Here is a 24,848-nt window from a genome sequence, read left to right as displayed (position 1 = left end):
GGGACGCGCCATCACAGCCGGATTCAGACCACTCAGGAGGCAACACCATGTCCATTTATCGCATTCAGGCTTTCCCACCACGCTTGCTGTCGCTTGCCCTTGCGGCCTTGCTCGCTTCCGGTTGCACGACTGCCGTGACGGGCGTCCAGCCCGCCTCGCAGCCCGCGGCAGCGTCCGGCAGCGGCAAGCCCCAGGCTCCGCTCGTCCTGCGCACGATGGGCAGCCTGTATTTCGGCGGCACCGTGACCCGGGCTGCCGACGGCGAGACCTTCCACGGCGACCACGGCTATGCGCAGTACTACATCCCCGAGCACGCCCGTACGCTGCCGATCGTGATGTGGCACGGTATCGGCCAATCAGGGCGCAGCTTCGAATCGACCCCGGATGGCCGCGAAGGCTTCATGTCGATCCTGCCGCGGCGCGACTGGCCGGTCTACATCATCGACCAACCACGCCGCGGCCGCGCGGGCCGCACGCAGGCGCAGGCCGATTCCGGCTACGCGGTGCCGACCACGCTGCGCGAAAGCGCTGCATGGGATGCGTTCCGCGTCGGTGTCTGGACGCCACCGAAGCCGGCCCACGCCTTCCCCGGCGTACAGATGCCGCTCGACCCTGCGACGGTGGACCAGTTCTTTCGGCAGCAAACGCCGGACACGGGCACCCATCCGTTCACGGCCGAGCACCGCGCCTTCATGGGAAGGACCGTGGGCGAGCTGTTCCGCCAGGTCGGTCCCGCCGTGCTTCTCACCCATTCACACAGCGGCCAATACGGCTGGTCGACCGCGATGAACGCACCCGACCTGGTGAAGGCGGTGGTTGCCTATGAACCGGGCCAGTTCGCTTTCCCCGAGGGCGAGCGACCGCCGGAAATCGTGTCCGTGGCCGAAGGCGTGCGCGAGGCAATGGAACCGCAGATGGTGTCACAGGCGCAGTTCCAGAAGCTCACCCGCATGCCGATCATCATCATCTACGGCGACTACATTTCCCCGGACCCGAGCCCGGTCTTCAACGTCGATCTGTGGCGTGTAGCCAGTGCGCGCGCCAGGCAGTTTGTCGATGCGGTCAACCGGCATGGCGGCGATGCGCAATTGATCATCTTGCCGCAGCTTGGGATCAAGGGCAATTCGCACGCACCTTTTGCGGATCTGAACAATGTGGAGATTGCCGATCACCTCGAGAAATTCCTGGGATCGAAGAGGCTGGACGGACGCGCCACGCCGCATGCGGGACCGCGCCGGCCTGCCATCAGCACCAATACGATTCCGCTCGAAACTTTTTGAGGAGAGGCGAACGTCGGCCTCCACGACATCGTCACGCACTCACCAAAGATGCTGCGCCAGCTCGCTGCCGCGCAGGCTGGCGTACCGCTTCAGCATGCGCAGGTCGCGATGCCCCGTGATCCTGGCAATCAGGACATCGGACAACGTCGTCTTCTCATACAGCCGGCAGGTTGCTTCATGCCGCAGGTCATGAAAATGCAGTTCGAATGCGTTTGCCTTCTCGAAGATGAAGCGGAACCGCCGTGAAACATCGCTCGTCGCATCATCCAGCCCGCCGACGGAGGCATCGCCATTCCAGTATGAGAACAGGCGGCCCTTGCGTTTCTGGATCGCGGCCCCCTGCTTCGTGATGTGCTCGCGCAGCGTTGCGACCGCGGTGCTCGACAAGGGGACCTGGCGCCGGTCGCCATTCTTGGTTCGCTCAAGGTTGATCGTTCTCTGCATCAGATCAACCTGGCCCACCTCCAGGGTATAGCATTCCCGCATCCGCATCGCGGTCTCGAGAGCGAGCACGAAGAACACCAGATCCTCTTCTGGTCGCCCCGCCAGGATGGCACGGATCCGCTTCTCCTCCTCCGCATCCATGCGCCGGTTACGCTCCTCCCCGACCTTTGCCGACTTGCCGGAGCGTGCCAGGATTTTTTCGTCCTCCGGGGTGTAGACGGCAAAGCCCCGCTTCAGCAGCCGCAGCGGATTCTGGGCGATGATGTCCGGATGCTTGCGCATCATCCAGTCGAAGCAGCGGGCCAGCGCGCCGTGCCGGTGCTGGATGGTCGATGGCGCGAGGTTGTCGTCACGCTTCATGGAACGCACCCAGTTGTCGGCCCAGTCGTAATTGAGGCAACCTGTACTGAGCGTGGAAAGCTGCGACCGGATCGTGTCCAGCAGCTTGACGTCGGAGAGCGGCACCGGATTGGCACGGATGTACTCGGCGATGCAGCGGCTCACTGTCCAGATCTCACGGCTCGGCGTGCTCCGTTCCAGCAGCGCTGCCGGCACGATGCCCTGTCCCAGCAGCGCCTCGAGCTGGTCGGCATAGGCGCGCGCCTGCTCCTCCGTGTCGAAGGTCGCCCAAAGCGGCTTCGGCAGGAGCTTGTTGGTGACACGGATCTGGAACGTGCCGGAGGGGGTCTTCTTGATGGAGGCCATGTACTGAGGGTAGTACAGGCGACTCTTTTGTCAACGGCATGTAGGCCGTCTAGGGGTGTGGTGCACCACACTTTCTGTGTGGTGCACAGACGTGTTGAGCTGATGCTCGATTTGCTAAGTGCTTGATTTTATGGAGGCGAGGACGGGAGTCGAACCCGTCTAGACGGCTTTGCAGGCCGCTGCATAACCGCTTTGCTACCTCGCCAGAGGCTGCTTGATGGACCAAAGCGCGGTTAATCGCTGAGATCCTGCAATTTGGAGCGGGAGAAGAGTCTCGAACTCTCGACCTCAACCTTGGCAAGGTTGCGCTCTACCAACTGAGCTACTCCCGCATTGGAGTGGTGCTGCTGACAACTAAATTTACAACTGCCTGGAATGGAGCGGGAGAAGAGTCTCGAACTCTCGACCTCAACCTTGGCAAGGTTGCGCTCTACCAACTGAGCTACTCCCGCTTCGTCGGACGCCGCCTGAACCGCTGCGCCGTCATCAACAACAGGCCAGCATTATAGAGGGTGTAACGAAACTGTCAAGATACAATCGCCAAACAATTTATAAGGTGCCGGCCCGTTCCTTGATCAGCGGCCACGCCTTCTTCAGGTAATACAGCATCGACCACACCGTCAGTACACTCGCCAGCCACAACAGCTTCTCGCCCCAGTAGCGCGTGTCGATCGCGCCCAGGATCACGTCGTAGTACAGCAGCGCGGGAATGGCGACCATCTGCGCCGCCGTCTTGATCTTGCCGATCGAGTTCACCGCCACCGATTTCGATGCGCCGATCTGCGCCATCCATTCGCGCAGTGCAGAGATGGTGATCTCGCGCCCGATGATGATGAAGGCGATGATGGCATTGCAGCGGTCCAGCTGGACCAGCACCAGCAGCGCGCCGGCCACCATCAGCTTGTCCGCGACAGGGTCGAGGAAGGCGCCGAACGCGGACGTCTGGTTCCAGCGGCGTGCCAGGAAGCCGTCGAACCAGTCGGTGATGGCGGCAACGATGAAGACGAGGGTGGCGGCAAGGTTGCGGTCCTGCAGGGGCAGCCAGCCGGGCGGCAGGTAGAACACGCCCACGACCAGGGGAATCAGCGCAACGCGCAGCCAGGTCAGCAGGATCGGGATGTTGAATGGCATAAAAGCGGCATAAGGGCAGGCGGAGGTAGGAATGGTGACAATGCGCCGCTAGTCTACCTTGCCGACTCGCCTAATGCCAGTAAGCACGATTCGCGACATGGAACATCGTCGGGCCCGTGTCCCGGTGCCAGGCACCAGGACATCCAGGCCGTTCGTTCAATGCAGGCGCCGGTAGATTTCTTCGGCCAGCTTGGCGGAGATGCCCTCGACCGACATCAGGTCCGCCACGCTCGCATTGCACACGCCACGCAGGCCGCCGAAGCGCGCCAGCAGCCGCTGGCGGCGTTTGGCGCCGATGCCCTCGATCTCTTCCAGGGTGGACGTCTGGCGCGTCTTGGCGCGCTTGGCACGCATGCCGGTGATCGCGAAGCGGTGGGCCTCGTCGCGGATCATTGCCACCAGCATCAGCGCCGCCGATTCCTTGCCCAGTTCCTGCGGCGGACGGCCATCGACGAACATCAGCGTCTCCAGGCCCACGCGCCTGCCCTCGCCTTTCGCCACGCCGACGATCAGGCTGATGTCCAGACCCAGTTCGACGAACACCTGGCGCGCCATCTCGACCTGGCCCTTGCCGCCGTCGATCAGCACGATGTCCGGCATCACGCCATCGCCATTGGCCACCTTCTCGTAGCGGCGCATCAGCACCTGGCGCATCGCCGCGTAATCGTCGCCGGGCGTGATGTCGTTGATGTTGTAGCGGCGGTATTCGCCGTTCTGCATTTTGTGATGGTGGAACACCACGCACGACGCCTGCGTAGCCTCGCCCTGCGTGTGGCTGATGTCGAAGCATTCCACGCGCAGCGTTTCCAGGTCGGCGCTTTCCAGGCGCAGCGTGTCGGCCAGCGCGCGCGTGCGCGACTGCTGCGACCCCTGCTCGGACAGCAGCCTGGCCAGCGCGATCTCGGCGCCCTTCTGCGCCAGTTCCAGCCACTGGCGGCGCTGGCCCTGGGGCTGGAACAGCAGGTTGATGCGGTGGCCGCACTGCTCCTGCAGCGCCAGCATCAGCTCCGGCTGGTCGAACTCGATGTTCAGCACCAGCACGCCGGGGATGTATTTTTCCGTGTAGTGCTGCACCAGGAACGCCATCAGCACTTCCACGTCGATCGACTGTTCGGCGACGCTTTCCGCATCCATCACATGGGTCGGGAAGTAGGCGCGGTCGCCCAGGTGGCGGCCGCCGCGCACCATGGCCAGGTTCACGCAGGCGCGGCCGCCCTGGACGATGACGGCGATGATGTCCACGTCCGAGTCCGAGGTCTCCATGCTTTGCTGGTGCAGCACCTTGGACAGCGACTGGATCTGGTTGCGCACGCCGGCGGCCTGCTCGAACTTCAGGTCCGATGCGTAGCCGTGCATCTTCTGCTCCAGTTCCGCCATCACCTCGCCCGTGCGGCCGCGCAGGAACAGCGCCGCGTTGTTGACATCCGTGCGATAAGCCTCGGCATCGATGGCGCCCACGCACGGCGCGCTGCAGCGGCCGATCTGGTGCAGCAGGCAGGGGCGCGTGCGGTTCTGGAACACGCTGTCCTCGCAGGTGCGCAGCATGAACACCCGCTGCAGGATCTGCATCGATTCCTTCACCGCCCAGGCGGACGGGAACGGCCCGAAGTACTGGTTCTTCTTGTCGACGGCGCCGCGGTAATACACCATGCGCGGCACCGCGTCGCCCGTCAGCTTCAGGTAGGGATACGATTTGTCGTCGCGGAACAGGATGTTGAAGCGGGGCTGCAGCGACTTGATCAGGTTGTTCTCGAGGATCAGCGCTTCGGCCTCGCTGCGCGTGACGGACGTTTCGAGCCGCGCGATGCGCTCGACCATCATGGCGATGCGCGGGCTGGACAGGTTCTTCTGGAAGTAGTTCGACACGCGCTTCTTCAGGTCGCGCGCCTTGCCGACGTAGAGCACCTTGTCATCCGCATCGAAGTAGCGGTACACGCCGGGCAGGTTCGGCAGCTTGGCCACGGTCGCCAGCACCTGCTCGCGCGCCGACAGCGCCGCCGGTGGCGGGGCCGGCTGGGGCGCGGCCTCGGGCACCACGGCGGGTTCGTCCAGGGACTCGATCACCTGGCCGCTCACCTCCTCGTTCACCTGCTCGGCGATCCGGTCTACCTGCTGTTCGACGGCGTTCTGCTTTTGCTCTTCACTCATGGGACTTCTCGACGATCACGAATGCGACCGCGTATTCCTGTTCATCGCTGACGGACACCTGCGCCGCCAGCCGGTTGTGTTGCATGTACGCTTGCAGCGCGCCGGTATAGACCAGCGTTGGCTTGCCTTCCGCATCGTTGAGCATCTGCACGGCAGGCCAGGTGACCGGCGGGCGCAGGCCCAGGCCCAGCGCTTTCGAGAAGGCTTCCTTCGCGGCGAAGCGCGTGGCCAGGTAGCGCACGCCACGCAGCGGTGCGCGGGCGCAGCGTTCAGCGTACACCAGCAGTTCGTCCGGGCCAAGGATGCGGCGGGCGAAGCGCTCGCCATGGCGGGCCAGCGCTTGCGCGATGCGCGGGATCTGGCAGATGTCGGTGCCGATCCCGTGGATCATCGGGCTCCCAGGCGCGTGGACACCATGATCGCCTTCATCTCGCGCACGGCGTTTTCCCAGCCGACGAACACGGCATGCGCGACGATCGCGTGGCCGATGTTCAGTTCGTCGATCTGCGGAATGGCGGCGATCGCCTGCACGTTCGTGTAGTGCAGGCCGTGGCCCGCATTGACCTTCAGCCCGCGCTGCACGCCCCAGCGCACGCCGTTCTTGATGCGCTCCAGTTCGCGCTGCTGGTCTTCGGCGGCGGCATCGGCGTAGGCGCCCGTGTGCAGTTCGATGACGGGCGCGCCCACGTCGGCGGCGGCCTGGATCTGGTCTTCATCCGCATCGATGAACAGGCTGACGCGGATGTTCTCGCCCTGCAGTTGCTTGACTGCGGCGGCGACTTCCTTGTGGAAGCGCACTACGTCCAGGCCGCCTTCGGTAGTGATCTCGGTGCGCTTTTCCGGCACCAGGCACACGTCCGCCGGCCGGATGCGGCAAGCGAAGTCGATCATTTCCGGCGTGACGGCCGCTTCCAGGTTCATGCGCGTGACCAGTTGCGGCGCCAGCGCGATGACATCCTCGTCGCGGATATGGCGGCGGTCTTCGCGCAGGTGCAGCGTGATGCAGTCGGCACCGGCCTGTTCGGCCAGCAGCGCGGCGCGGATCGGATCGGGGTACGTGGTGCCGCGCGCGTTGCGCAAGGTGGCGACGTGGTCGATGTTCACGCCGAGGTCGATCATCGTGCCGGAGGGGTGCAGGAAGCTCATGGTCTCGTTTTTCTGGTTGCGGTATCAGAGTTGCATCAGGTCGATCAGGATCTGGCGCGTGTTCAGCGGGGCGCCGTTCAGCTGGTGGGCCAGCAGGTAGCGCATCAGCCCCTTGCTCTGCGCCTGCGTGGCCGGATCGCGGTAGTCTTCGCGTTCCATGTCCAGCAGGGTGCGGCCCGCCACCCGCGGCGCACTGTCGTCGTCGCGCGCCGGACGGGGGCCGCGTTCCGGGTCCACCACGTACTGCACGTTCGCCAGCACCTTGCGGCGCGTGTCGGCGCAGCGGGTCAGGTCGGCGGCGACGCCAGTCTCCTTAAGTAGGGCCGTTTCGAATTTTCGCAAGACGATCGGCGGCGGCTCGCCATGCGCCAGCTGGTTCAGCGTGGCGACGTAATGCTGGAAGAGCTTCGGGTGGGCGTCGTCGCGCGCCAGCAGTTTGACGAGCAGCTCGTTGAGGTAGAAGCCGCACAGCAGCGCCGTCTTCTCCAGCGGCAGCAGGCCGCCGACCCAGTCCGCATCGGTCAGCGTGCGGAGCTCGTTCTTGCCGGTCCAGCCGGCCGAGACGGGCTGGAAGGTCTGAAGCACGCCGCGCAGCTGCGAATGCGGCCGCTTCGCCCCCTTCGCGATGAGCGCCACGCGGCCGAAGTCGCGCGTCAGCAGCTCGACGATGAGGCTGGTTTCCTTGTACGGATAGCTGTGCAGCACGAAGGCCGGCTGGGCCGTCACGCGCGTGCCGATGGTGCGCGGCGCCGTACGTTTGCGGATTTGCTGGGGTGGTGGGATTGCTACTGCTGACTTCGTGTCCGCTTCGGGGTCAGGCACCAAAGTGGACACGGGCTCTGCTGTAACGACGTAGAAGTCTTCGCGATCGCGGACTTCCATGGCTGAGCTCGTGTCCACGTCGGGGGCTGGAAGGAGTGATGGCTTGCAAGCCATCACCGCTTCGTCGGGGGAAAGCTGCGCTTCCCGAAACCCCGCCTCTGCCCCCACGGTGGACACGGGCTCGACCGTAGCGACATCGCTTGCAACGGCCGAGCTCGTGTCAACTTTGGTGACTGACCCCGATGTTGACACGGACTCGGCCATGGATGGCTTACTCGTAGCCGTAGGCGCGCAGGCCGGCTTCGTTGTCGGCCCAGCCGGATTTCACCTTCACCCAGATCTCCAGGTAGACGGGGCCGCCGAACAGCTTTTCCATGTCCTGGCGGGCCTGGGTGGAGACTTCCTTCAGGCGGGCGCCCTTGTTACCGATGATCATGGACTTGTGGCCGTCGCGCTCGACGAGGATGGCGGCGAAGATCCGGCGCAGGTTGCCTTCCTGTTCGAATTTCTCGATCAGCACGGTGCTGGTGTAAGGCAGCTCGTCGCCCACGAAGCGGAACAGTTTTTCGCGAACGATCTCCGAGGCCAGGAATTTTTCACTGCGGTCGGTGATGTCGTCCTCGCCGAAGATCGGGTCGTTCTCCGGCAGGAAGCGCTTGATCTCGTTCTGCAGGCCGTCCAGCTGGAAGCGCAGTTTCGCCGAGACGGGCACCACGGCGGCGAAATTGAATTTCGAGGCCACTTCCTGCGCGAACGGCAGCAGCACGGCCTTGTCCTTCACCCGGTCGGACTTGTTGATCACCAGGACCACCGGCACGTCCTTCGGCAGCAGGTCGATCACCTGCTGGTCGGCGGCGCCGAAGGTGCCCGCTTCCACCAGGTACAGGATCACGTCGGACGAGTCGAGCGTGCCCGTCACCGTCTTGTTCAGCGTTTTGTTCAGCGCGTTCGAATGGCGCGTCTGGAAGCCCGGCGTGTCGACGTAGATGAACTGGGCGTCCGTCAGCGTCTGGATGCCCGTGATGCGGTGGCGCGTCGTCTGCGCCTTGCGCGACGTGATGCTGACCTTGGCGCCGATCAGCGTGTTCATCAGCGTCGACTTGCCCACATTCGGGCGGCCGACGATGGCAATGTATCCGCAGCGGAAACCGGCGGGGGTGGGTGCGTCAGTCATGGTGTTCTCGATTATTTGTTGGCGAGCTTTTTGTGCGCCGTCGGGTCGTCCTGGACCGTGGCGATGCCCGCCAGCTTCAGCTGTGCGGCACGGGGCTTGCTTTTGCGCGCCGCGGCGGGCGCCCTCATCATGGCCTGCTCGGCCACGTCCAGCGCCAGCTTGGCCGCTGCCTGTTCGCCGGCACGGCGGCTGCCGCCCCGGCCATACACCTGGATGCCCAGCTTCGGCACCAGGCATTCGATCTCGAATTCCTGGCTGTGCGCGGCGCCATGGGTGGCAACGACGTTGTACAGCGGCAGCGAAATCTTTTTGCTCTGCAGGAATTCCTGCAGCAGCGTCTTGGCATCCTTGCCCAGCGTGCGGGGATCGACGGTGTCCAGGATCGGGATGTAGAACGCCCGGATCATCTTGGCCGCCGCATCGAAGCCGGCATCGAGGTAGGTGGCGCCCAGCAGTGCTTCGAGCGTGTCGGCCAGGATCGACGGCCGGCGGAAGCCGCCCGATTTCAGCTCGCCCTCGCCCAGGCGCAGGAACTGCGACAGCTCCAGCTTCTGGGCGATTTCGTACAGCGACTGCTGCTTGACCAGGTTGGCGCGCAGCCGGGACAGGTCGCCCTCGTCGATCTGCTCGTAGCGCTCGTACAGGATCGAGGCCACCACGCAGTTCAGGATCGAGTCGCCCAGGAATTCCAGGCGTTCGTTATGCAAACTGCTGTGGCTGCGATGCGTCAGGGCCTGCTGCAGCAGCCCAGCATCGTGAAACGTGTGGCCCAGGCGGGTTTGCAATAACTGTAGATTCATCGGGTTCCTATTCCGCCCTGGTGGTGGCGCCGCCCTTGGCGGTCGAGCCGCTGTATTCGAGCAGCAGGCTGGCCGGCCCGGCCAGGTGGATTTTCTTGTCGTAGGCGAACGATACGTCCAGTCCGCCCTCGTTGCGTTCGATCGTCAGGTCGCGGCCGCTGATGGCGCTGATGTAGTTCACCTCGGCGCTCTTGTCGAACGAGGCGCGCACTTCCTGCGGCGTGGTGCCGGCGGTCTTGGCCTTGGCGACGGCCGCCGTGATCGAGCGGTACTCGCTGTAGGTCGGCAGCACCTGCATGGCCAGCAGGCCGATGACGCCGACCAGCGCCAGCAGCACGATCAGCCCGACCAGCGAAATGCCCTTCTGTTTGGCAGACACGACCATCGCCACTCCTTACTGAATGCCGCCGATGCGGCGTGGGTTGGACAGGTTCATCCAGACTGCCACGGCCTTGCCGACGATGTTCTTGTCCGGCACGAAGCCCCAGTAACGGGAGTCCGCACTGTTGTCGCGGTTATCGCCCATCATGAAGTAGTTGCCAGCCGGAACGACACAGGTAAACCCTTCGTACGAATACGTGCAGGCATCCTTGTGCGGGAAATCGCGCACGTCGGACAGGTTCAGCGTGCCGGCCCGTTCGTCGTTCAGGATGCGGTGCTCGACGCCCGTCAGGCCTTCCGTGAACTGCTTCTTGTAGACCAGGCTTTCGTCGTCCAGGTAATCGTCCAGCGCGCCATAGGTGACCGGCTTGCCGTTCACCGTCAAACGCTTGTTCTCATAAGTGATCTTATCACCCGGCACGCCGACGACGCGCTTGATGTAATCCTGGCTCATGTCCATCGGGTACTTGAACACCATCACGTCACCGCGCTGCGGGTCGTTGATCTGGATGATCTTCTGGTTGACGATCGGCAGGCGGATGCCATACGTGAACTTGTTCACAAGGATCAGGTCGCCCACCAGCAAGGTCGGCACCATCGACGACGACGGGATCTTGAACGGCTCGAACAGGAACGAGCGCAGCACGAACACCAGCGCGATCACGGGGAAGAAGCTGCCCGAATACTCCACCCAGGTGGGCTGGCGCAGCAGGTCCGCCTCGATCTGGGCGCGGCGCGCCGTGGTGTTCGTATCGACCTGGATGCCGTCCGCCGTCAGCTTGGCGGTGCGGGCATCGTAGTCGGCCAGCGCCCGGTCGGCGGCCGCGCGGCGGCCCTTCGAGAGGTGGAACACGTCCAGGACCCAGACGATCCCCGTGACGATCATCAGGACGAACAGGATCAGCGCGAAATTTCCCAGGATGCTTTGCAGTGTCATTTTTCGTCCACTTGAAGGATTGCCAGGAACGCTTCCTGCGGAATTTCCACGGAGCCCACCTGTTTCATGCGTTTCTTGCCGGCCTTCTGCTTTTCCAGCAGTTTCTTCTTGCGGGAGATGTCGCCGCCGTAGCACTTGGCCAGCACGTTCTTGCGCAGCGCCTTGACGTTCTCGCGCGAGATGATGTTCGAGCCGATGGCCGCCTGGATGGCCACGTCGAACATCTGGCGTGGAATCAGTTCGCGCATCTTCGCCGCCACGGCGCGGCCGCGGTACGGCGCATTGGCGCGGTGCACGATGATGGCCAGCGCATCGACCTTCTCGCTGTTGATCAGCATGTCCACCTTGACGACGTCCGCCGAGCGGTATTCCTTGAACTCGTAGTCCATCGACGCATAGCCGCGCGACGTCGATTTCAGGCGATCGAAGAAGTCCAGCACGATCTCGGCCATCGGCATCTCGTACACCAGCTTCACCTGGCGGCCGTGGTAGGCCATGTCCAGCTGCACGCCGCGCTTGCCGATGCACAGCGTGATCACGGACCCCACGTATTCCTGCGGCATGTACAGGTTGACGGTGACGATCGGCTCGCGCACTTCGGTGATGTGCGACGGATCGGGCATGCGCGAAGGATTGTCCACCTTCAGGATGGTGCCGTCGCGCTGCTCGACTTCGTAGACGACGGTCGGCGCGGTGGTGATCAGGTCCATGTCGAACTCGCGCTCGAGACGCTCCTGCACGATCTCCATGTGCAGCAGACCGAGGAAGCCGCAGCGGAAGCCGAAGCCCAGCGCCTGCGACACTTCCGGCTCGTACATCAGCGCGGCATCGTTCAGCTTCAGCTTTTCCAGCGAGTCGCGCAGCGCGTCGTACTGGTTCGCCTCGACCGGGAACAGGCCGGCAAACACCTGCGGCTGCACTTCCTTGAAGCCGGGCAGCGGCTCCGGCGCCGGCTTGGCGGCCGTGGTGATGGTGTCGCCCACGCGGGCCACCTTCAGTTCCTTGATGCCGGCGATGACGAAGCCCACCTGGCCGGCCGACAGCTGCGGCAAGGACACGGAACGGGGCGAGAAGATGCCGATGTCTTCCACCAGCTGCACCGACTCGGTGGCCATCAGGCGGATCTTTTCCTTCGGCTTGAGCGTGCCGTTGACGACGCGTACCAGCATCACCACGCCCACGTAGGCGTCGTACCACGAGTCGATGATCAGCGCCTGCAGCGGTGCGTCCGGATCGCCTTTCGGTGCCGGTACCTTGGCGATGATCGATTCCAGCACGTCCTCGACGCCCAGGCCCGTCTTCGCGGAGCAGTGCACCGCGTCACCGGCCTCGATGCCGATCACGTCCTCGATCTCGGCGATGGCGGACGGCGGATCGGCGTTCGGCAGGTCGATCTTGTTCAGCACGGGCACGACCTCGACGCCGAGGTCCAGCGCCGTGTAGCAGTTGGCGACGGTCTGCGCCTCGACGCCCTGCGAGGCGTCGACGACCAGCAGCGCGCCTTCGCAGGCCGACAGCGAGCGCGAGACTTCATACGAGAAGTCGACGTGGCCCGGTGTGTCGATCAGGTTCAGGTTGTAGACGACCCCGTCGCGCGCCTTGTATTTCAGGGCCGCGGTCTGCGCCTTGATGGTGATGCCGCGCTCGCGCTCGAGGTCCATCGAATCGAGCACCTGGGATTCCATCTCGCGGTCCGACAGGCCGCCGCACAGCTGGATGATGCGGTCCGCCAGCGTCGATTTGCCGTGGTCGATGTGCGCGATAATGGAAAAATTGCGAATGTTGTTCATTAGGTTCAAGCTGAATTCAAACTAAGTTCAAGCGGTGTCAAGCAAATCCTCGGCGCGGGCGCTGAAAAAGCCGCGCTGCCGGGCAGCCAATACAAAAAGCGCTCCGGGCGGGAAGCCCTGCCGAGCGCCTGATTCGGAAACCTGCAAGGAAAACCCCCGGCATTTTACCGGATTTCAGGGTGGAAAGCCCGAATTCCGGCGGGGACGGGTTGGCAGGGGCTCAGCTGCCGCGCGCCGCGCCTTCCAGGGCAGCCAGCACCGCCGTCTCGTCAAGGACGTAATGACACAGCTCGGGGCCGTCCGGGGCCGCGAAGAGCACCGGCACCAGCTCGTCGAAGCGGGCCACCAGCGCCGGGTCGGCGTCCACGTCGATCACGTCGACGGCGAACGGCCGGGCCGGGCTTTGCAGTGCCAGCAGGGCATCGAGCATGTCCTGGCACAGGTGGCAATAGCTACGCGAGTACAGGGTAAAGCGCAGCATGGGCGGCATGTGGTTCATTCCCTGCGCGAATACAAAGTGGAGCGCAGTGTGGGCGGCATGTGGTTCACTCCCTGCGCGAATCAAAGTGAAGCACAGCATGGGCGGCATGTGGTTCATTCCCTGCGCGGATACAAGGCAAGGCACGGGAGGAGCGGCATCCGGCTCATTCCCTGCGCGAATACAAGGTAAAGCGCGGCAGGGACGGCATCCCGTTCACGCGTTGTGCCAGTAAACAATGAAGCACCGTCGCGTCAGGCGCAGCGCCGGCATCGGCACTGCGCCATTCTCCGGATGAAGCGCCGGCCGCACCGACATTACTTCGGTGCAGGCACCGGTGCCGGACGCACCGTCAGGAACGCCGAACGCTCGCCGCGGCGCACCAGCAGCACGGCGTTCTTCTTCGGATCGAGCTTGCTCACCAGCGCATTGAACTGCTTTGCATCCGTGATCGGGCTGTTGTTCAGCTGCAGCAGCACATCGCCCTCTTCCACGCCCGCGCCGCCGGCCACGCCTTCGGCCGCGTCGACCTTCACGCCACCGGCCACGCCCAGCTCCTTGCGGTCCGCCGCCGGCAGGTCGGAGACCTTCAGGCCCAGCGCATTGACCGCCGCTTCCGCCTTCGGCTTGCTGCCATTGGGGCCGCGGCCGCCCTTGGCCGGCGTGTCCGATTCCAGCTCGGCGATCGTCACCGGCAGGTCGACGCTCTTGCCGGCACGCCAGACGGTAATGGTGGCACGCGTGTTCGGCGCCGTGTTGCCGACCAGGCGCGGCAGGTCGGCCGACTTGGCGATCTCGGTGCCGTTGAACTTGGTGACGATGTCGCCGGCGCGCACGCCCGCTTTCGCCGCCGGGCTGTCCTCTTCCACACGGGCCACTTCGGCGCCGCGGCCTTCCTTCAGGCCCAGCGTTTCCGCCACGTCGCGCGACAGCTCGGTGATCTCCACGCCGATGCGGCCGCGGGTGACCTTGCCGGATTTCTTCAGCTGGTCGGCCACGCGCATCGCCTCGTCGATCGGCACGGCAAACGAGATGCCGTTATAGGCGCCGGACAGCGTGGCGATCTGCGAGTTGATTCCGATGACTTCGCCGCGCATATTGATCAGCGGACCGCCCGAGTTGCCCGGGTTGACGGCCACGTCGCTCTGGATCAGCGGCAGGAATTCGCCCGTGTCGCGCGCCTTGGCCGAGATGATGCCGGCCGTGACGGTGTTTTCCAGGTTGAACGGCGAGCCGATCGCGATCACCCATTCGCCGACGCGGATCTTGTTGGAGTCGCCCATCGAGATGACCGGCAGGCGCGAGCCGTCGATCTTCAGCAGTGCCACGTCGGTGCGCGCATCGGCACCCAGCACCTTGGCCTTGAATTCGCGCTTGTCCGTCAGCGTGACATAGACTTCGTCGGCGCCGGCCACCACGTGCGCGTTGGTCAGCACGTAGCCGTCCGCCGAGGTGATGAAGCCGGAACCGATGCCACGCTGGACCTCCTGCTCCTGTGGCGCGCCGCGGCGGTTGTTGCCGCGTGGCGTCTGGCCGTCGCGGCGCGGCGTCGGCATCTGGCCGCCGAAGAAGCGACGGAAGAATTCCTGCATCTCGTCCTCGTCGCCGCCCGGCTCGCGGCCCTTCAGGCGCTCGGTGGTGCGGATATTGACGACGGCCGGACCGACCTTGTCGACCATGTCCGTGAAGTCCGGCAGGCCGGCGACGGAAGCCGCGGCGGCGTGCGCAGGTGCCAGGCCGAGCGGTGCCTGGGCAAACAGGAACCCTGCGCTGACCAGCAGCGCCGACAAGGTTTTATTACCAGCGGAGAAATAGGTTTTCATAAAATATTATCGCTTTTTGGTATGGTACGAACGAGGGTGAGGCCCGGTTCGCGCTATGGTAAGCGAAAACCGGACGTTGCAGCACTCACAAGATGTTGCAGACGATAACAGATTTCAAGAGGGGTTTTGTAGCGTGCCGTATCGGGTGAAAAGGGTTTGTCACAGGAATGCGCGCCAGGTCACGCCCGGCGCCAATTGCTGTCGGTGCCCACCGCCTGGAACGTGTCATGGCGTGAGCGCCGCAGGGTTTGAACGAATTGCCGGATCAGTCTGGACGAAGTCCGGATCGATGGCCGTCGGAGGAACCGGGCGGTTCAGGGGGTGACGGCGGCGGCAGACGCGGCGTTGTCGTCCCGCGGCCCCTGGGGTGCCGGAGCGCCGTCGCGGACCGGTGTCGCTTCGGCTGCCAGGCGGGCGGCAAGCCGGTCGGCAAAGCCTTCCGACAGTGCGCCGCTGGGGGTGCTGGCGCGCAGCGTGTCGCCGATGAGATGATACAGATGCCAGGCGGTGCGCCCTTCCAGCCCCGCCAGCGCGGCCAGCGTGAGCTCCGCATCGCAGGGCGGCAGCTCGTCGTCCACCATGGCGGAGATGTTTTCCTGCAGCCGGGTCGGGGTATCCATCGCACATCCCATCGAGGCCGAAAAGGCCGTCAAACAGTCAAGCAAAACAAGCACAGCAAGGCACAGCAGGGCGACAGCCAGGGCGTGGCCGGCGCGCGCCCGGTGCCAGATCAAGGGTGCGGAAAGCACTGAGCAGGATTCGTTGCACCTTTGATCAAAAAGCACACGCGCTCGACTGTCAGTGTTCACCGCCTACCAGCGCTTGTCAACCGGCAGGTCGAGGAGCGGGCGCAATCTGTCGGCGATCACTTCGCGGGCCCGGAAAATCCGGCTGCGCACGGTGCCGATCGGGCAGGCCATGATGTCGGAGATCTCTTCGTAGCTCAGTCCTTCGATCTCGCGCAGCAGGATGGCCGTGCGCAGATCCAGCGGCAGCGCATCCATTGCCGCGTTCACCGTTTCCGCGATCTGCTTCGTGGCCAGCATCGACTCGGGCGTGTTGATGTCGCGCAGCCCTTCAGCCTCGTCGAAGACTTCCGAGCCTTCCGCATCCGTGTCCGTGGATGTTGGCGTGCGGCGGTTCTGCGTCACCAGGAAGTTCTTCGCGGTGTTGATCCCGATCCGGTACAGCCAGGTGTAGAAGGCGGAATCGCCGCGGAAGTGGCGCAGCGCGCGAAAGGCCTTGATGAAGGATTCCTGCACCACGTCTTCCGCCGAAGCCGGATCGTGCACGATGCGCGACACCAGCCGCATCAGCCTGCGCTGATACTTCGACACGAGCAAGTCGAAGGCTTGCCGTTCACCTGCCTGGACTCGATCGACCAGCAGCTGATCGCTCTCACGGTCTGTCGTCACACCAGGTCCTCCGCGGGCGCTCAAACGGATAGAGTTAGCGCGCCGCAATTGTTTCAGGGGTTGGCCCGATTTATTTTGCCGCTAGCCGTGCACGGCGATGGCACGCGCGGCCAGTGCCAGCCGGCGCCGCACATCCGGCGTTGCACTGTCCGGCAGCACGGCCAGCCAGTGGACGCGGCCGCCCTCCTCCCCCAGGCGCAGCAGCAACAGGGCCGGCCAAAGGGTCGAGCCCGGTAGCAGCCGCACCGGCTGGCCGGCCACCGGGCGCGACGCATCCACATGGTGGTATACCGTCAGGCGTATGTGCCCGACACCCGAAATATCAATGCGCGCCGGCTTGACAATCCCCCTCGGAATGGCCGCCCCAGCCGTGGCTGCAGCGAGCAGAAGCAACGCCAGGAGGGGTGGTTCGACGACGAAGCAACAGGCCAGCAACAGGGCGCAGAACAGCAGCCGCGCCCTGCGCAGCAGGCGGGAAGGATGGATCACGGCGGACACGGCAATCGACATCGTTGCGCTCCCGGGCAGGACGGCGGAACCTTACGTGGAAAGCGCGGGGCGAGAAAGGCGAAAAGCCAAAAGCGGGCGCGCAAATGCCTGAATGCCAGGAAAATGGCGTGTGCGGATGCAGCAGGAGGGGAAACAGCGGGGATAAAACAATGTCGCGGGAACGCCCGCCGGCCGCCGCTCGCCCCGGCGATACCGGCGCGAGCGAAACAGGGTCAGCTACGCAGCGAACCGCGTGCTCAGACCTTGCCGAAGACCAGGCTGCCGTTCGTTCCGCCGAAGCCGAACGAGTTCTTGACGGCGTACTGGATCGCCATCGGCCGGGCCGTGTTGGCGCAGAAGTCCAGGTCGCACGCCGGATCCTGGTTGAACAGGTTGATCGTGGGCGGGGCCACCTGGTGGTGGATCGCCAGCACGGTGAACACGGCTTCCAGGCCGCCCGCGCCACCCAGCAGGTGGCCCGTCATCGACTTGGTGGAGCTGACGACGAGGTTCTTCGCTGCGTCGCCGAAGGCCAGCTTGATGCCGGAGACTTCCGCCACGTCGCCCTGCGGGGTCGACGTACCGTGCGCGTTCAGGTACTGCACCTGGTCCGGATTGATGCCGGCGTTCTTCATCGCCGCGATGGCCGACTTGGCGCCGCCGCGGCCGTCTTCCAGCGGCGACGTCATGTGGTACGCATCCGCGCTCATGCCGAAGCCGAGCAGTTCCGCGTAGATCGTGGCGCCACGCGCTTTCGCGTGTTCGTACTCTTCCAGCACCATCACGCCGGCGCCCTCGCCCAGCACGAAGCCGTCGCGGTCCTTGTCCCAGGGGCGGGACGCGGTGGCCGGATCGTCGTTGCGGGACGACAGCGCGCGTGCCGAGGCGAAACCGCCCAGGCCCAGCGGCGACACGGTCGATTCGGCACCGCCGGCGATCATCACGTCGGCATCGCCATATTCGATCAGGCGGGCCGCCGCGCCGATGCTGTGCAGGCCGGTGGTACAGGCCGTCACGATCGCCAGATTGGGACCGCGCATGCCATATTTGATCGAGAGATTACCGGAGATCATGTTAATGATCGAGGCCGGCACGAAGAACGGCGAAATACGGCGCGGACCGCGCTTGTCGTAATCCTGCTTCTGTTCTTCGATCATCGGCAGGCCGCCGATGCCGGAGCCGATGATCACGCCGATGCGATCGGCGTTCTCTTCGGTGACGACCAGACCGGAATCCTGGATCGCCTGGATGCCTGCGGCCATGCCGAAATGGATGAACGCATCCATATGGCGGGCTTCCTTGGCGTCGAGGTAATCCTCGACGTTGAAGTTCTTGACCTCGCCGGCAAAGCGGGTCGAGAACGCGCTGGCATCAAACTTGGTGATGTTGGCGATACCGGACTTGCTCTCGGTGACCGCGTTCCACGCTTCGGCAATCGTATTGCCGATCGGGGACACGCAACCGAGACCGGTAACCACCACACGACGGTTTTTGGAACTCAAGCGATTCTCCTGGAGTCGATCGGGTACAGCAACAACGTCGGCCTATCAGGCCTTGACGTGGTTCGTTGCGTAGTCGATCGCTTGCTGCACGGTGGTGATCTTTTCTGCCTGTTCGTCAGGGATTTCCATTTCGAACTCGTCTTCCAGTGCCATGACCAGTTCAACGGTGTCGAGGGAGTCGGCGCCCAGGTCATCGACGAAGGACGATTCGTTCTTGATGTCTGCTTCGGCGACGCCCAGTTGTTCGGCGACGATCTTCTTAACGCGTTGTTCGATATCGGACATGTTATGGCTCCATTGTGGGGTATGTTACGGAAAGCGCGCATTTTATCAGGTTTGCGCGCCGAAAAACTAATTTCGGCTTCTGTGCTCAGCTTTACCGAAATCGCTGTTAAAAGACAGGATCGAACTGTTAAATAACGCGTTCGCCACCCGTCAATCGATTTGCTCGAAGCGTCGACTTCCGCTCAGTTCATATACATGCCGCCATTCACGTGCAGCGTCGTGCCCGTGATATAAGCGGCCTGCGGCGAGGCCAGGAAAGCGACCGCGGCGGCGATATCTTCCGGCTTGCCGAGACGGCCGAGCGGAATCTGCGTGAGCAGTGCGGCGTGCTGGTCTTCCCCCAGGCTCTTCGTCATGTCCGTGTCGATGAAGCCCGGCGCGATGCAGTTGACGGTGATGTTGCGGCTGCCGATTTCCCGCGCCAGCGCGCGCGACATGCCTTCCACACCGGCCTTGGCCGCCGCGTAGTTCATCTGGCCCGGGTTGCCGGAAGAAGCCACCACCGAGGTGATATTGATGATGCGGCCGGCCTTGGCCTTCATCATGCCGCGCAGCACGCCGCGCGCCAGGCGGCCGACGGCCGTCAGGTTGGTCGTGATGACCTTGTCCCACTCGTCGTCCTTCATGCGCATCGCCAGCTGGTCGGCGGTGATGCCAGCATTGTTGACGAGGATGGCGATCGGGCCCGCTTCCTTGGCGACTTCATCGAGCACGGCGCTGCAGCGCTCTGCATCGGTAACGTTCAGGACGATGCCCTTGCTAGCCGCATTACCCGTTTCCTTGCCGATGTCGGCGAGATAGGCGGAGATGGCAGCGGCGCCCGCTTCCGTGGTGGCGGTGCCGATCACGGTCGCGCCCTGGCGCGCCAGTTCCTCGGCGATGGCCTTGCCGATGCCGCGCGATGCGCCGGTGACGAGGGCGACCTGGTTGGACAGATTCATATGGTTCTCCGTTCTTGTTGACGATTCTTGTTAACGATTACTGCAGCGCCGCCAGCACGCGCTCGAGCGATGCCTGGTCCGTGATCGCGTCGCCCACGAGGCGCGCGTCGATGCGCTTGGTCAGGCCCATCAGCACCTTGCCCGGACCGCATTCGATCACCTGGGTGATGCCGCTGTCGGCCACCTTCTGCATCGTCTCGACCCAGCGCACCGGCGCGGCGGCCTGGCGCACCAGCGCATCCTTGATGCTGGCGGGATCGCGCAGCACGGCCACGTCGACGTTGTTGATCAGGTCGATCTGCGGCGCCTCGAAATGCAGGCCGGCCATGTACTCGCGCAGGCGGTCCGACGCCGGTTTCAGCAGCGACGAATGGAACGGCGCCGAGACCGGCAGGCGCATGGCGCGCTTGGCGCCCTTCGCCTTGGCGATCTCGCAGGCCTTCTCGACACCAGCCGTGTGGCCGGCGATCACGACCTGGGCCGGCGCGTTGAAGTTGACGGGTTCGACGACCTGCGTCGGATCGGCGGCGACGGCTTCCGCACAGGCGGCGCGCACGTCGTCGTCGGACAGGCCCAGCACCACGGCCATCGTGCCCTGCCCCACCGGCACGGCTTCCTGCATCGCCTGCGCCCGGAAGCGCACCAGCGGCACGGCATCCTTGAACGGGATCACGCCGGCCGCAACCAGCGCGGAATATTCGCCCAGGCTGTGGCCCGCAACGACGCTCGGCACGGCACCGCCGGCAGCGATCCAGGCGCGGTAGACCGCCACGGCGGCCGTCAGCATCACGGGCTGCGTGTTGGTGGTGAGATCGAGGTCTTCCTTCGGGCCTTCGGCAATCAGCTTGCCGAGATCGAACTGCAGCGCGTCGGACGCTTCGGCGATCGTCTGTTCGACGACCGGGTTGCCGTTGAAGCCGGCCATCATGGCCACGGCCTGGGAACCCTGGCCGGGGAATACAAATGCGAATTGGCTCATATCGTTTGTTCTCGTTATCGTTTGCAAGCCGGGCAGGCTGGCAGTGGAACGCTTATTGTAAGACTGGGCGGTGACAAAAAACCGGTGTCCGACACCGAAAAGGCCCGTGTCAGGCACCAGCCCACGCTGCCGGCTGCGTCGGTGGTCGCAGGTGTCTTACACCAGTGGCGGGCCGAGCGGGTTTTCACTAACGACATCCGCGCCAAGTCCTGGCAAGCAGGTAAAGGGGGTATTGCTACATCCTTGCCAGGACGGCACCCCACGTAAATCCGCCGCCAACACCCTCCATCATGACGACATCGCCCTTCTTGACGCGCCCGTCGCGCACCGCCGCGTCCAGCGCCAGCGGGATCGAGGCGGCCGAGGTGTTGCCATGCTGGTCGACGGTCACGACCATCTTCTCCAATGGCAGGCCCAGCTTTTTCGCCGTGCCGTTCATGATGCGGATGTTGGCCTGGTGCGGGATCAGCCAGTCGATCTGGTCGCTCGTCATGCCGGCCGCTTCCAGCGCTTCGTTGGCGACCTTTTCCAGCACGTTGACGGCCAGCTTGAACACGGCCTGGCCATCCATGTACAGGAAGGCGCTGCCGGCCACCGCGCCGCCGGCCACGTTGCCGGGCACGGACAGGATGTCGGAATGCCGGCCATCGGCGTGCAGCTTGCAGGCCAGCACGCCCGGCGCTTCGGAGCCGCTCAGCACCACGGCGCCGGCGCCGTCGCCGAACAGCACGCAGGTGGTGCGGTCTTCGAAATTGAGGATGCGCGAGAAGATCTCGGCACCGATCACCAGCACGTTCTTGTGCATGCCGGACTTGATGAAGCTGTCCGCCGAGGCCAGCGCGTAGACGAAGCCGCTGCACACGGCCTGCACGTCGAAGGCGGCGCTGCCATTGCTCATGCCCAGCTTGCGCTGCACGATGCAGGCGGTGCTGGGGAAGCTGCCGAAGAAGTCCGGCGTGGAGCTGGCAACGATGATCAGGTCGATGTCATTCGCTTCCAGGTTGGCCGCGGCCAGCGCACGTTGCGCGGCGATGACGGCCAGGTCGGAGGAATTCTGTTCCGGCGCCGCGTAGTGGCGCGCCGAGATGCCGCTGCGCGACGTGATCCACTCGTCGGACGTCTCGATGCCCTTGGCGGCCAGCTGGTCGGTCAGCTCCTGGTTCGTGACGCGTTGCTCGGGCAGGTAGCTGCCCGTGCCGATGATTTTGCTGTACAGAGTCATGCCGTCTCACCCAATGGTTGTCGTTTCGCGCGGCATCAGTTCGGCGATCAGGTCCGCCAGCTGCTGCTGCACATCATTTTTCGCAGCATCATACGCCCTGCGGATGGCCCATTCATAGGCTTCCACATCGGCACCGCCGTGGCTCTTGAACACCAGGCCGCGCAGGCCCAGCAGGCTTGCACCATTGTAGCGGGCCGGATTCAGGCGTTTCGTGATGCGCTTCAGCGCGCTGCGGGCGATCAGGGCGCCCAGCATCGTGACCGGGTTGCGCTTGAATTCGGTGGTCAGCACCGTCTTGAAGAAGCGTGCCAGGCCCTCGATGGCCTTGAGCATCACGTTGCCGACGAAGCCGTCGCAGATGACCACGTCCGTGGTGCCCTTGAAGATGTCGTTGCCTTCCACGTTGCCGTAGAAGTTCAGCTTGCCGCGCGCATGGTCGGCCTGCAGCAGCGGAATGGTGGCCTTGACCACCTCGTTGCCCTTGATGTCCTCGGTGCCCACGTTCAGCAGGCCGATGGTCGGGCGGGCGATGCCCTCCATCGCATGCGCCAGCACGGAACCCATGATGGCGAACTGGTGCAGGTGATGGGGTTCGCAGTCGACGTTCGCGCCCAGGTCCATCAGGTACGTCGGGCCATCCTTCATGTTCGGCATGATCGTGCAGATGGCGGGCCGGTCCACGCCGGGCATCGTCTTCAGCACATAGCGGGAGACGGCCATCAGTGCGCCGGTATTGCCGGCCGAGACGCAGGCCTGGGCCTTGCCGTCCTTGACCTGCTCGATCGCCACGCGCATCGAGGAATCCTTCTTGCGGCGCAGCGCCACTTCGAGCGGATCGTCCATCGTCACCTGCTCGGAAGCGTGCTGCACGGTGACGCGCGGGTGCGCATCCGCATGGCACTTCTTCAGTTCGGCATGGAGGACGTCCTGCAGACCCACGAGGATCAGCTCGGCATCGGATTCACGTTTCAGGAAGTTGATAGCGGCGGGAATGGTGACCGACGGGCCATGATCTCCGCCCATGCAGTCGATAGAAATTTTGATTGTCATTGCGGGCTTGATGCAATCCCGGCGAGCGCCAGGGCCTGCGGTGGGGAAGCAGAAACTAGGCAGACACGGAAGGCCTTGCCACACAGCCGTTTCCGGCCGATGAAAAGAAAAAGCGGCGCCACGTCGGAAATTCCAGCGTGCACCGCTTTTGGTCTTTGGCCGAAACCAAAACGCCGATTACTCGTCGTTTTTGGTCTTCAGCACCTTGCGACCACGATAGAAGCCGTTCGGGCTGATGTGGTGACGCAGGTGGGTTTCGCCGGTGGTCGGCTCGACTGCCAGGTTCGGGGCGGTCAGGAAATCGTGCGAACGGTGCATGCCGCGCTTCGAAGGGGACTTCTTGTTCTGTTGAACTGCCATGATGACTCCTAAAACTAAGTTCTAAAATTTTAACACAATCGACCGGCAAATAGATGCAAATCGAGTATCCCAGCGGCATCGCATTTGCACACGAAGCCATTGCTGCATTACTACTCAATGCCAATACTCGCAGCCCGATTGGCACATTCCTTACTACTGCTGATTCGATACTGCAAATTTGAGCAATTCGCCTGAACCGCCGCGCCTGCTGCGCAGCTTATTTTTTCAGCGCCTTCAAGGCGTCGAACGGCGATTTCCTGTCGCTTGCCAGCACGTCGAGGGACGAGCCATCGGGGCAAACGTCATGTTTCGGTGCCTGCGGCAGCGCCAGCAGGGCTTCGTCTTCGATCAGGTCCATCAGGTTCATCGACCGGGTACCGACGATCACGTCGATGCTCTCGTCGTCGATCACTTCCTCGATTTCATCCGCCTTGGCATCGTCTTCGCCAAGCATCAGCACGGTGGCCGAATCGATCGCGTAGGCAAACGGCTGCAGGCAGCGCTGGCATTCCAGCTGGACCGTACCCGCCACGGTCACATCCATGCGGGGAAAACCGTGCTTGCTGGTGCCGCCGGCAACCGACCAGGACAGCTCACCGGTCGACGCAGCGCAATCGCGTGCAAGACGTTCCATTTCAGCCACCGGCGTAAGGCCATCGCGCGTGCTGCCGGTGCGGCAGAATTCAAAGGCGTCGATCAGCTGGGCATTGGTTGCAGCATTCATCGGCTAAAATTTCCCTTGAAAACCTGCGATAATAACAGGGTTTTCAACGCCGGGTCAAAGACTTGCGTGCGCAGCGTGTCCGAGGCGGGCTTTTTTGGCGCTGGCGCACTGAATCTGCAGCGACCTGGCAACACCGCATCCACGGCGCACAGAGCATATAACAATTCGTGGCGCCCCGCCACTTAAAATCTTTCCATGAATCAAACTCCGCAGCTCCCCTTGCAGTCACCTCTGCAGTTACCGCCCCTCGTGCTTGCCTCCAGCTCGGCGTACCGCCGCGAACTGCTGGAACGCCTGCGCCTGCCCTTCTCCGTCGACGTGCCCGACATCGATGAAACGCCGCTGGCCGGCGAAACACCGTCGGCCACGGCGCTGCGCCTGGCACGCGGCAAGGCCGCCGCGGTGGCGGCACGCCACCCTGGCAGCCTCGTCATCGGTTCGGACCAGGTGGCCACGCTGGACGACGAGCAGATCGGCAAGCCCGGCACGCACGCAGCCGCCCTCGCGCAGCTGCAGAAAATGCGCGGCCGCGAAGTGATCTTCCATACCGCGCTGTGCCTGTGGGACAGTCGCGACGGCAGCAGCCAGCTGGAAGACATCGCCACGCGCGTCACGTTCCGCGACCTGCCGGATGCCGAACTGGATGCCTACCTGCGCATCGAGCAGCCCTACGACTGCGCCGGCAGCGCCAAGAACGAAGGCCTGGGCATCGCGATCCTGGAACGCATCGAGGCGGCCGACCCCACTGCGCTGACGGGCCTGCCCCTGATCGCCCTGACCGGCATGCTGCGCGCGGCCGGCGTCACGTTTTTCAAGGACTGA

Annotated in this window: 26 protein-coding genes and 3 tRNA genes; 2 read left to right on the top strand and 27 right to left on the bottom strand. The window is 64.0% G+C overall.

Translation table 11 applies throughout. The features are described 5' to 3' along the window. The first annotated feature begins 47 nt into the window (after positions 1-47). Positions 48-1,280: an alpha/beta hydrolase gene (locus IP91_RS20210; protein WP_199754667.1), complete on the top strand. Its 1,233-nt coding sequence runs from the start codon at positions 48-50 to the stop codon at positions 1,278-1,280. Between the two features lie 39 nt (positions 1,281-1,319). Here the strand turns inward: IP91_RS20210 and IP91_RS20205 are convergent, their stop codons facing one another. From IP91_RS20205 to IP91_RS20075, 27 genes are all read right to left on the bottom strand, one after another. Then, positions 1,320-2,429 (bottom strand): site-specific integrase, encoded by a 1,110-nt coding sequence (locus IP91_RS20205; RefSeq protein ID WP_145651325.1) that lies wholly within the window; start codon positions 2,427-2,429, stop codon positions 1,320-1,322. A gap of 131 nt (positions 2,430-2,560) precedes the next feature. Continuing rightward, positions 2,561-2,634: transfer RNA gene (locus IP91_RS20200), tRNA-Cys, on the bottom strand. Between the two features lie 51 nt (positions 2,635-2,685). Further along, positions 2,686-2,761: transfer RNA gene (locus IP91_RS20195), tRNA-Gly, on the bottom strand. 44 nt (positions 2,762-2,805) lie between these two features. After that, a tRNA-Gly gene (locus tag IP91_RS20190) sits at positions 2,806-2,881 on the bottom strand. A gap of 97 nt (positions 2,882-2,978) precedes the next feature. Continuing rightward, a complete protein-coding gene (gene pgsA, locus IP91_RS20185) occupies positions 2,979-3,560 on the bottom strand; it encodes a CDP-diacylglycerol--glycerol-3-phosphate 3-phosphatidyltransferase (RefSeq protein ID WP_145651324.1) in 582 nt (193 codons plus the stop codon). A 156-nt stretch (positions 3,561-3,716) separates the two neighbouring features. Further along, positions 3,717-5,708, bottom strand: a complete 1,992-nt coding sequence (gene uvrC, locus IP91_RS20180) for an excinuclease ABC subunit UvrC (protein WP_145651322.1) — start codon at positions 5,706-5,708, stop codon at positions 3,717-3,719. After that, complete coding sequence (acpS, locus tag IP91_RS20175) at positions 5,701-6,099, bottom strand: holo-ACP synthase (protein WP_145651320.1); 399 nt, start codon at positions 6,097-6,099, stop codon at positions 5,701-5,703. Before acpS ends, uvrC begins: the two co-directional genes overlap by 8 nt. Continuing rightward, positions 6,096-6,854: a pyridoxine 5'-phosphate synthase gene (pdxJ, locus tag IP91_RS20170; protein WP_145651318.1), complete on the bottom strand. Its 759-nt coding sequence runs from the start codon at positions 6,852-6,854 to the stop codon at positions 6,096-6,098. The genes acpS and pdxJ overlap by 4 nt, the downstream gene beginning before the upstream one ends. Before the next feature lie 24 nt (positions 6,855-6,878). Continuing rightward, on the bottom strand, positions 6,879-7,736 hold the full coding sequence (gene recO / locus IP91_RS20165) for a DNA repair protein RecO (protein ID WP_145651317.1): 858 nt from the start codon (positions 7,734-7,736) through the stop codon (positions 6,879-6,881). A gap of 211 nt (positions 7,737-7,947) precedes the next feature. Continuing rightward, complete coding sequence (gene era, locus IP91_RS20160) at positions 7,948-8,850, bottom strand: GTPase Era (RefSeq protein WP_145651315.1); 903 nt, start codon at positions 8,848-8,850, stop codon at positions 7,948-7,950. A gap of 11 nt (positions 8,851-8,861) precedes the next feature. Continuing rightward, a complete protein-coding gene (rnc, locus tag IP91_RS20155; protein WP_145651313.1) occupies positions 8,862-9,650 on the bottom strand; it encodes a ribonuclease III in 789 nt (262 codons plus the stop codon). A gap of 7 nt (positions 9,651-9,657) precedes the next feature. Continuing rightward, on the bottom strand, positions 9,658-10,029 hold the full coding sequence (locus tag IP91_RS20150) for a DUF4845 domain-containing protein (protein WP_371860637.1): 372 nt from the start codon (positions 10,027-10,029) through the stop codon (positions 9,658-9,660). Between the two features lie 15 nt (positions 10,030-10,044). Next, the gene (lepB, locus tag IP91_RS20145; RefSeq protein ID WP_145651309.1) at positions 10,045-10,968 is read right to left on the bottom strand and encodes a signal peptidase I; all 924 of its coding nucleotides are present in this window, start codon (positions 10,966-10,968) and stop codon (positions 10,045-10,047) included. Next, positions 10,965-12,758 (bottom strand): translation elongation factor 4, encoded by a 1,794-nt coding sequence (gene lepA / locus IP91_RS20140; protein ID WP_145651307.1) that lies wholly within the window; start codon positions 12,756-12,758, stop codon positions 10,965-10,967. The genes lepB and lepA overlap by 4 nt, the downstream gene beginning before the upstream one ends. A gap of 220 nt (positions 12,759-12,978) precedes the next feature. Further along, positions 12,979-13,257: a glutaredoxin family protein gene (locus IP91_RS20135; protein WP_229474730.1), complete on the bottom strand. Its 279-nt coding sequence runs from the start codon at positions 13,255-13,257 to the stop codon at positions 12,979-12,981. Positions 13,258-13,553: 296 nt separating this feature from the next. Then, positions 13,554-15,059, bottom strand: a complete 1,506-nt coding sequence (locus IP91_RS20130) for a Do family serine endopeptidase (protein WP_145651305.1) — start codon at positions 15,057-15,059, stop codon at positions 13,554-13,556. Positions 15,060-15,373: 314 nt separating this feature from the next. Beyond that, the gene (locus IP91_RS20125) at positions 15,374-15,679 is read right to left on the bottom strand and encodes a sigma-E factor negative regulatory protein (protein WP_145651303.1); all 306 of its coding nucleotides are present in this window, start codon (positions 15,677-15,679) and stop codon (positions 15,374-15,376) included. A 192-nt stretch (positions 15,680-15,871) separates the two neighbouring features. Beyond that, positions 15,872-16,474: an RNA polymerase sigma factor RpoE gene (gene rpoE, locus IP91_RS20120; RefSeq protein ID WP_145651301.1), complete on the bottom strand. Its 603-nt coding sequence runs from the start codon at positions 16,472-16,474 to the stop codon at positions 15,872-15,874. An 81-nt stretch (positions 16,475-16,555) separates the two neighbouring features. After that, entirely contained in the window at positions 16,556-16,984 is a 429-nt protein-coding gene (locus IP91_RS20115) for a hypothetical protein (RefSeq protein ID WP_145651299.1), read from the bottom strand. A gap of 236 nt (positions 16,985-17,220) precedes the next feature. Further along, the gene (gene fabF / locus IP91_RS20110) at positions 17,221-18,465 is read right to left on the bottom strand and encodes a beta-ketoacyl-ACP synthase II (RefSeq protein ID WP_145651297.1); all 1,245 of its coding nucleotides are present in this window, start codon (positions 18,463-18,465) and stop codon (positions 17,221-17,223) included. 45 nt (positions 18,466-18,510) lie between these two features. Then, complete coding sequence (gene acpP, locus IP91_RS20105) at positions 18,511-18,750, bottom strand: acyl carrier protein (protein ID WP_130188465.1); 240 nt, start codon at positions 18,748-18,750, stop codon at positions 18,511-18,513. Between the two features lie 182 nt (positions 18,751-18,932). Continuing rightward, positions 18,933-19,691, bottom strand: a complete 759-nt coding sequence (gene fabG / locus IP91_RS20100) for a 3-oxoacyl-ACP reductase FabG (RefSeq protein WP_145651295.1) — start codon at positions 19,689-19,691, stop codon at positions 18,933-18,935. A 37-nt stretch (positions 19,692-19,728) separates the two neighbouring features. Beyond that, positions 19,729-20,670 (bottom strand): ACP S-malonyltransferase, encoded by a 942-nt coding sequence (fabD, locus tag IP91_RS20095; protein WP_145651293.1) that lies wholly within the window; start codon positions 20,668-20,670, stop codon positions 19,729-19,731. A gap of 235 nt (positions 20,671-20,905) precedes the next feature. After that, a complete protein-coding gene (locus tag IP91_RS20090) occupies positions 20,906-21,892 on the bottom strand; it encodes a beta-ketoacyl-ACP synthase III (RefSeq protein WP_145651292.1) in 987 nt (328 codons plus the stop codon). A 6-nt stretch (positions 21,893-21,898) separates the two neighbouring features. Continuing rightward, positions 21,899-22,942, bottom strand: a complete 1,044-nt coding sequence (plsX, locus tag IP91_RS20085) for a phosphate acyltransferase PlsX (RefSeq protein WP_145651290.1) — start codon at positions 22,940-22,942, stop codon at positions 21,899-21,901. A gap of 177 nt (positions 22,943-23,119) precedes the next feature. Next, positions 23,120-23,302: a 50S ribosomal protein L32 gene (rpmF, locus tag IP91_RS20080; RefSeq protein WP_005666806.1), complete on the bottom strand. Its 183-nt coding sequence runs from the start codon at positions 23,300-23,302 to the stop codon at positions 23,120-23,122. Between the two features lie 217 nt (positions 23,303-23,519). Further along, entirely contained in the window at positions 23,520-24,026 is a 507-nt protein-coding gene (locus IP91_RS20075) for a YceD family protein (RefSeq protein WP_229474728.1), read from the bottom strand. 195 nt (positions 24,027-24,221) lie between these two features. Here IP91_RS20075 and IP91_RS20070 point away from each other — a divergent pair, with 195 nt between their 5' ends. Further along, positions 24,222-24,848, top strand: coding sequence for a Maf family nucleotide pyrophosphatase (locus IP91_RS20070; RefSeq protein WP_145651288.1), 627 nt, complete (start codon positions 24,222-24,224; stop codon positions 24,846-24,848).

Source organism: Pseudoduganella lurida (genome assembly GCF_007830455.1).
In the GTDB taxonomy this organism is placed as follows: Bacteria; Pseudomonadota; Gammaproteobacteria; order Burkholderiales; family Burkholderiaceae_D; genus Rugamonas; species Rugamonas lurida.
This window is presented reverse-complemented; position numbering and strand designations above follow the sequence as displayed.

Coding starts and splice junctions, on each gene's coding strand:
- IP91_RS20210 (WP_199754667.1), top strand. CDS start 48: ATGTCCATTTATCGCATTCAGGCTTTCCCACCACGCTTGCTGTCGCTT.
- IP91_RS20205 (WP_145651325.1), bottom strand. CDS start 2,429: ATGGCCTCCATCAAGAAGACCCCCTCCGGCACGTTCCAGATCCGTGTC.
- pgsA (WP_145651324.1), bottom strand. CDS start 3,560: ATGCCATTCAACATCCCGATCCTGCTGACCTGGCTGCGCGTTGCGCTG.
- uvrC (WP_145651322.1), bottom strand. CDS start 5,708: ATGAGTGAAGAGCAAAAGCAGAACGCCGTCGAACAGCAGGTAGACCGG.
- acpS (WP_145651320.1), bottom strand. CDS start 6,099: ATGATCCACGGGATCGGCACCGACATCTGCCAGATCCCGCGCATCGCG.
- pdxJ (WP_145651318.1), bottom strand. CDS start 6,854: ATGAGCTTCCTGCACCCCTCCGGCACGATGATCGACCTCGGCGTGAAC.
- recO (WP_145651317.1), bottom strand. CDS start 7,736: ATGGAAGTCCGCGATCGCGAAGACTTCTACGTCGTTACAGCAGAGCCC.
- era (WP_145651315.1), bottom strand. CDS start 8,850: ATGACTGACGCACCCACCCCCGCCGGTTTCCGCTGCGGATACATTGCC.
- rnc (WP_145651313.1), bottom strand. CDS start 9,650: ATGAATCTACAGTTATTGCAAACCCGCCTGGGCCACACGTTTCACGAT.
- lepB (WP_145651309.1), bottom strand. CDS start 10,968: ATGACACTGCAAAGCATCCTGGGAAATTTCGCGCTGATCCTGTTCGTC.
- lepA (WP_145651307.1), bottom strand. CDS start 12,758: ATGAACAACATTCGCAATTTTTCCATTATCGCGCACATCGACCACGGC.
- IP91_RS20135 (WP_229474730.1), bottom strand. CDS start 13,257: ATGAACCACATGCCGCCCATGCTGCGCTTTACCCTGTACTCGCGTAGC.
- IP91_RS20130 (WP_145651305.1), bottom strand. CDS start 15,059: ATGAAAACCTATTTCTCCGCTGGTAATAAAACCTTGTCGGCGCTGCTG.
- IP91_RS20125 (WP_145651303.1), bottom strand. CDS start 15,679: ATGGATACCCCGACCCGGCTGCAGGAAAACATCTCCGCCATGGTGGAC.
- IP91_RS20115 (WP_145651299.1), bottom strand. CDS start 16,984: ATGTCGATTGCCGTGTCCGCCGTGATCCATCCTTCCCGCCTGCTGCGC.
- acpP (WP_130188465.1), bottom strand. CDS start 18,750: ATGTCCGATATCGAACAACGCGTTAAGAAGATCGTCGCCGAACAACTG.
- fabG (WP_145651295.1), bottom strand. CDS start 19,691: ATGAATCTGTCCAACCAGGTCGCCCTCGTCACCGGCGCATCGCGCGGC.
- fabD (WP_145651293.1), bottom strand. CDS start 20,670: ATGAGCCAATTCGCATTTGTATTCCCCGGCCAGGGTTCCCAGGCCGTG.
- IP91_RS20090 (WP_145651292.1), bottom strand. CDS start 21,892: ATGACTCTGTACAGCAAAATCATCGGCACGGGCAGCTACCTGCCCGAG.
- plsX (WP_145651290.1), bottom strand. CDS start 22,942: ATGACAATCAAAATTTCTATCGACTGCATGGGCGGAGATCATGGCCCG.
- rpmF (WP_005666806.1), bottom strand. CDS start 23,302: ATGGCAGTTCAACAGAACAAGAAGTCCCCTTCGAAGCGCGGCATGCAC.
- IP91_RS20075 (WP_229474728.1), bottom strand. CDS start 24,026: ATGAATGCTGCAACCAATGCCCAGCTGATCGACGCCTTTGAATTCTGC.
- IP91_RS20070 (WP_145651288.1), top strand. CDS start 24,222: ATGAATCAAACTCCGCAGCTCCCCTTGCAGTCACCTCTGCAGTTACCG.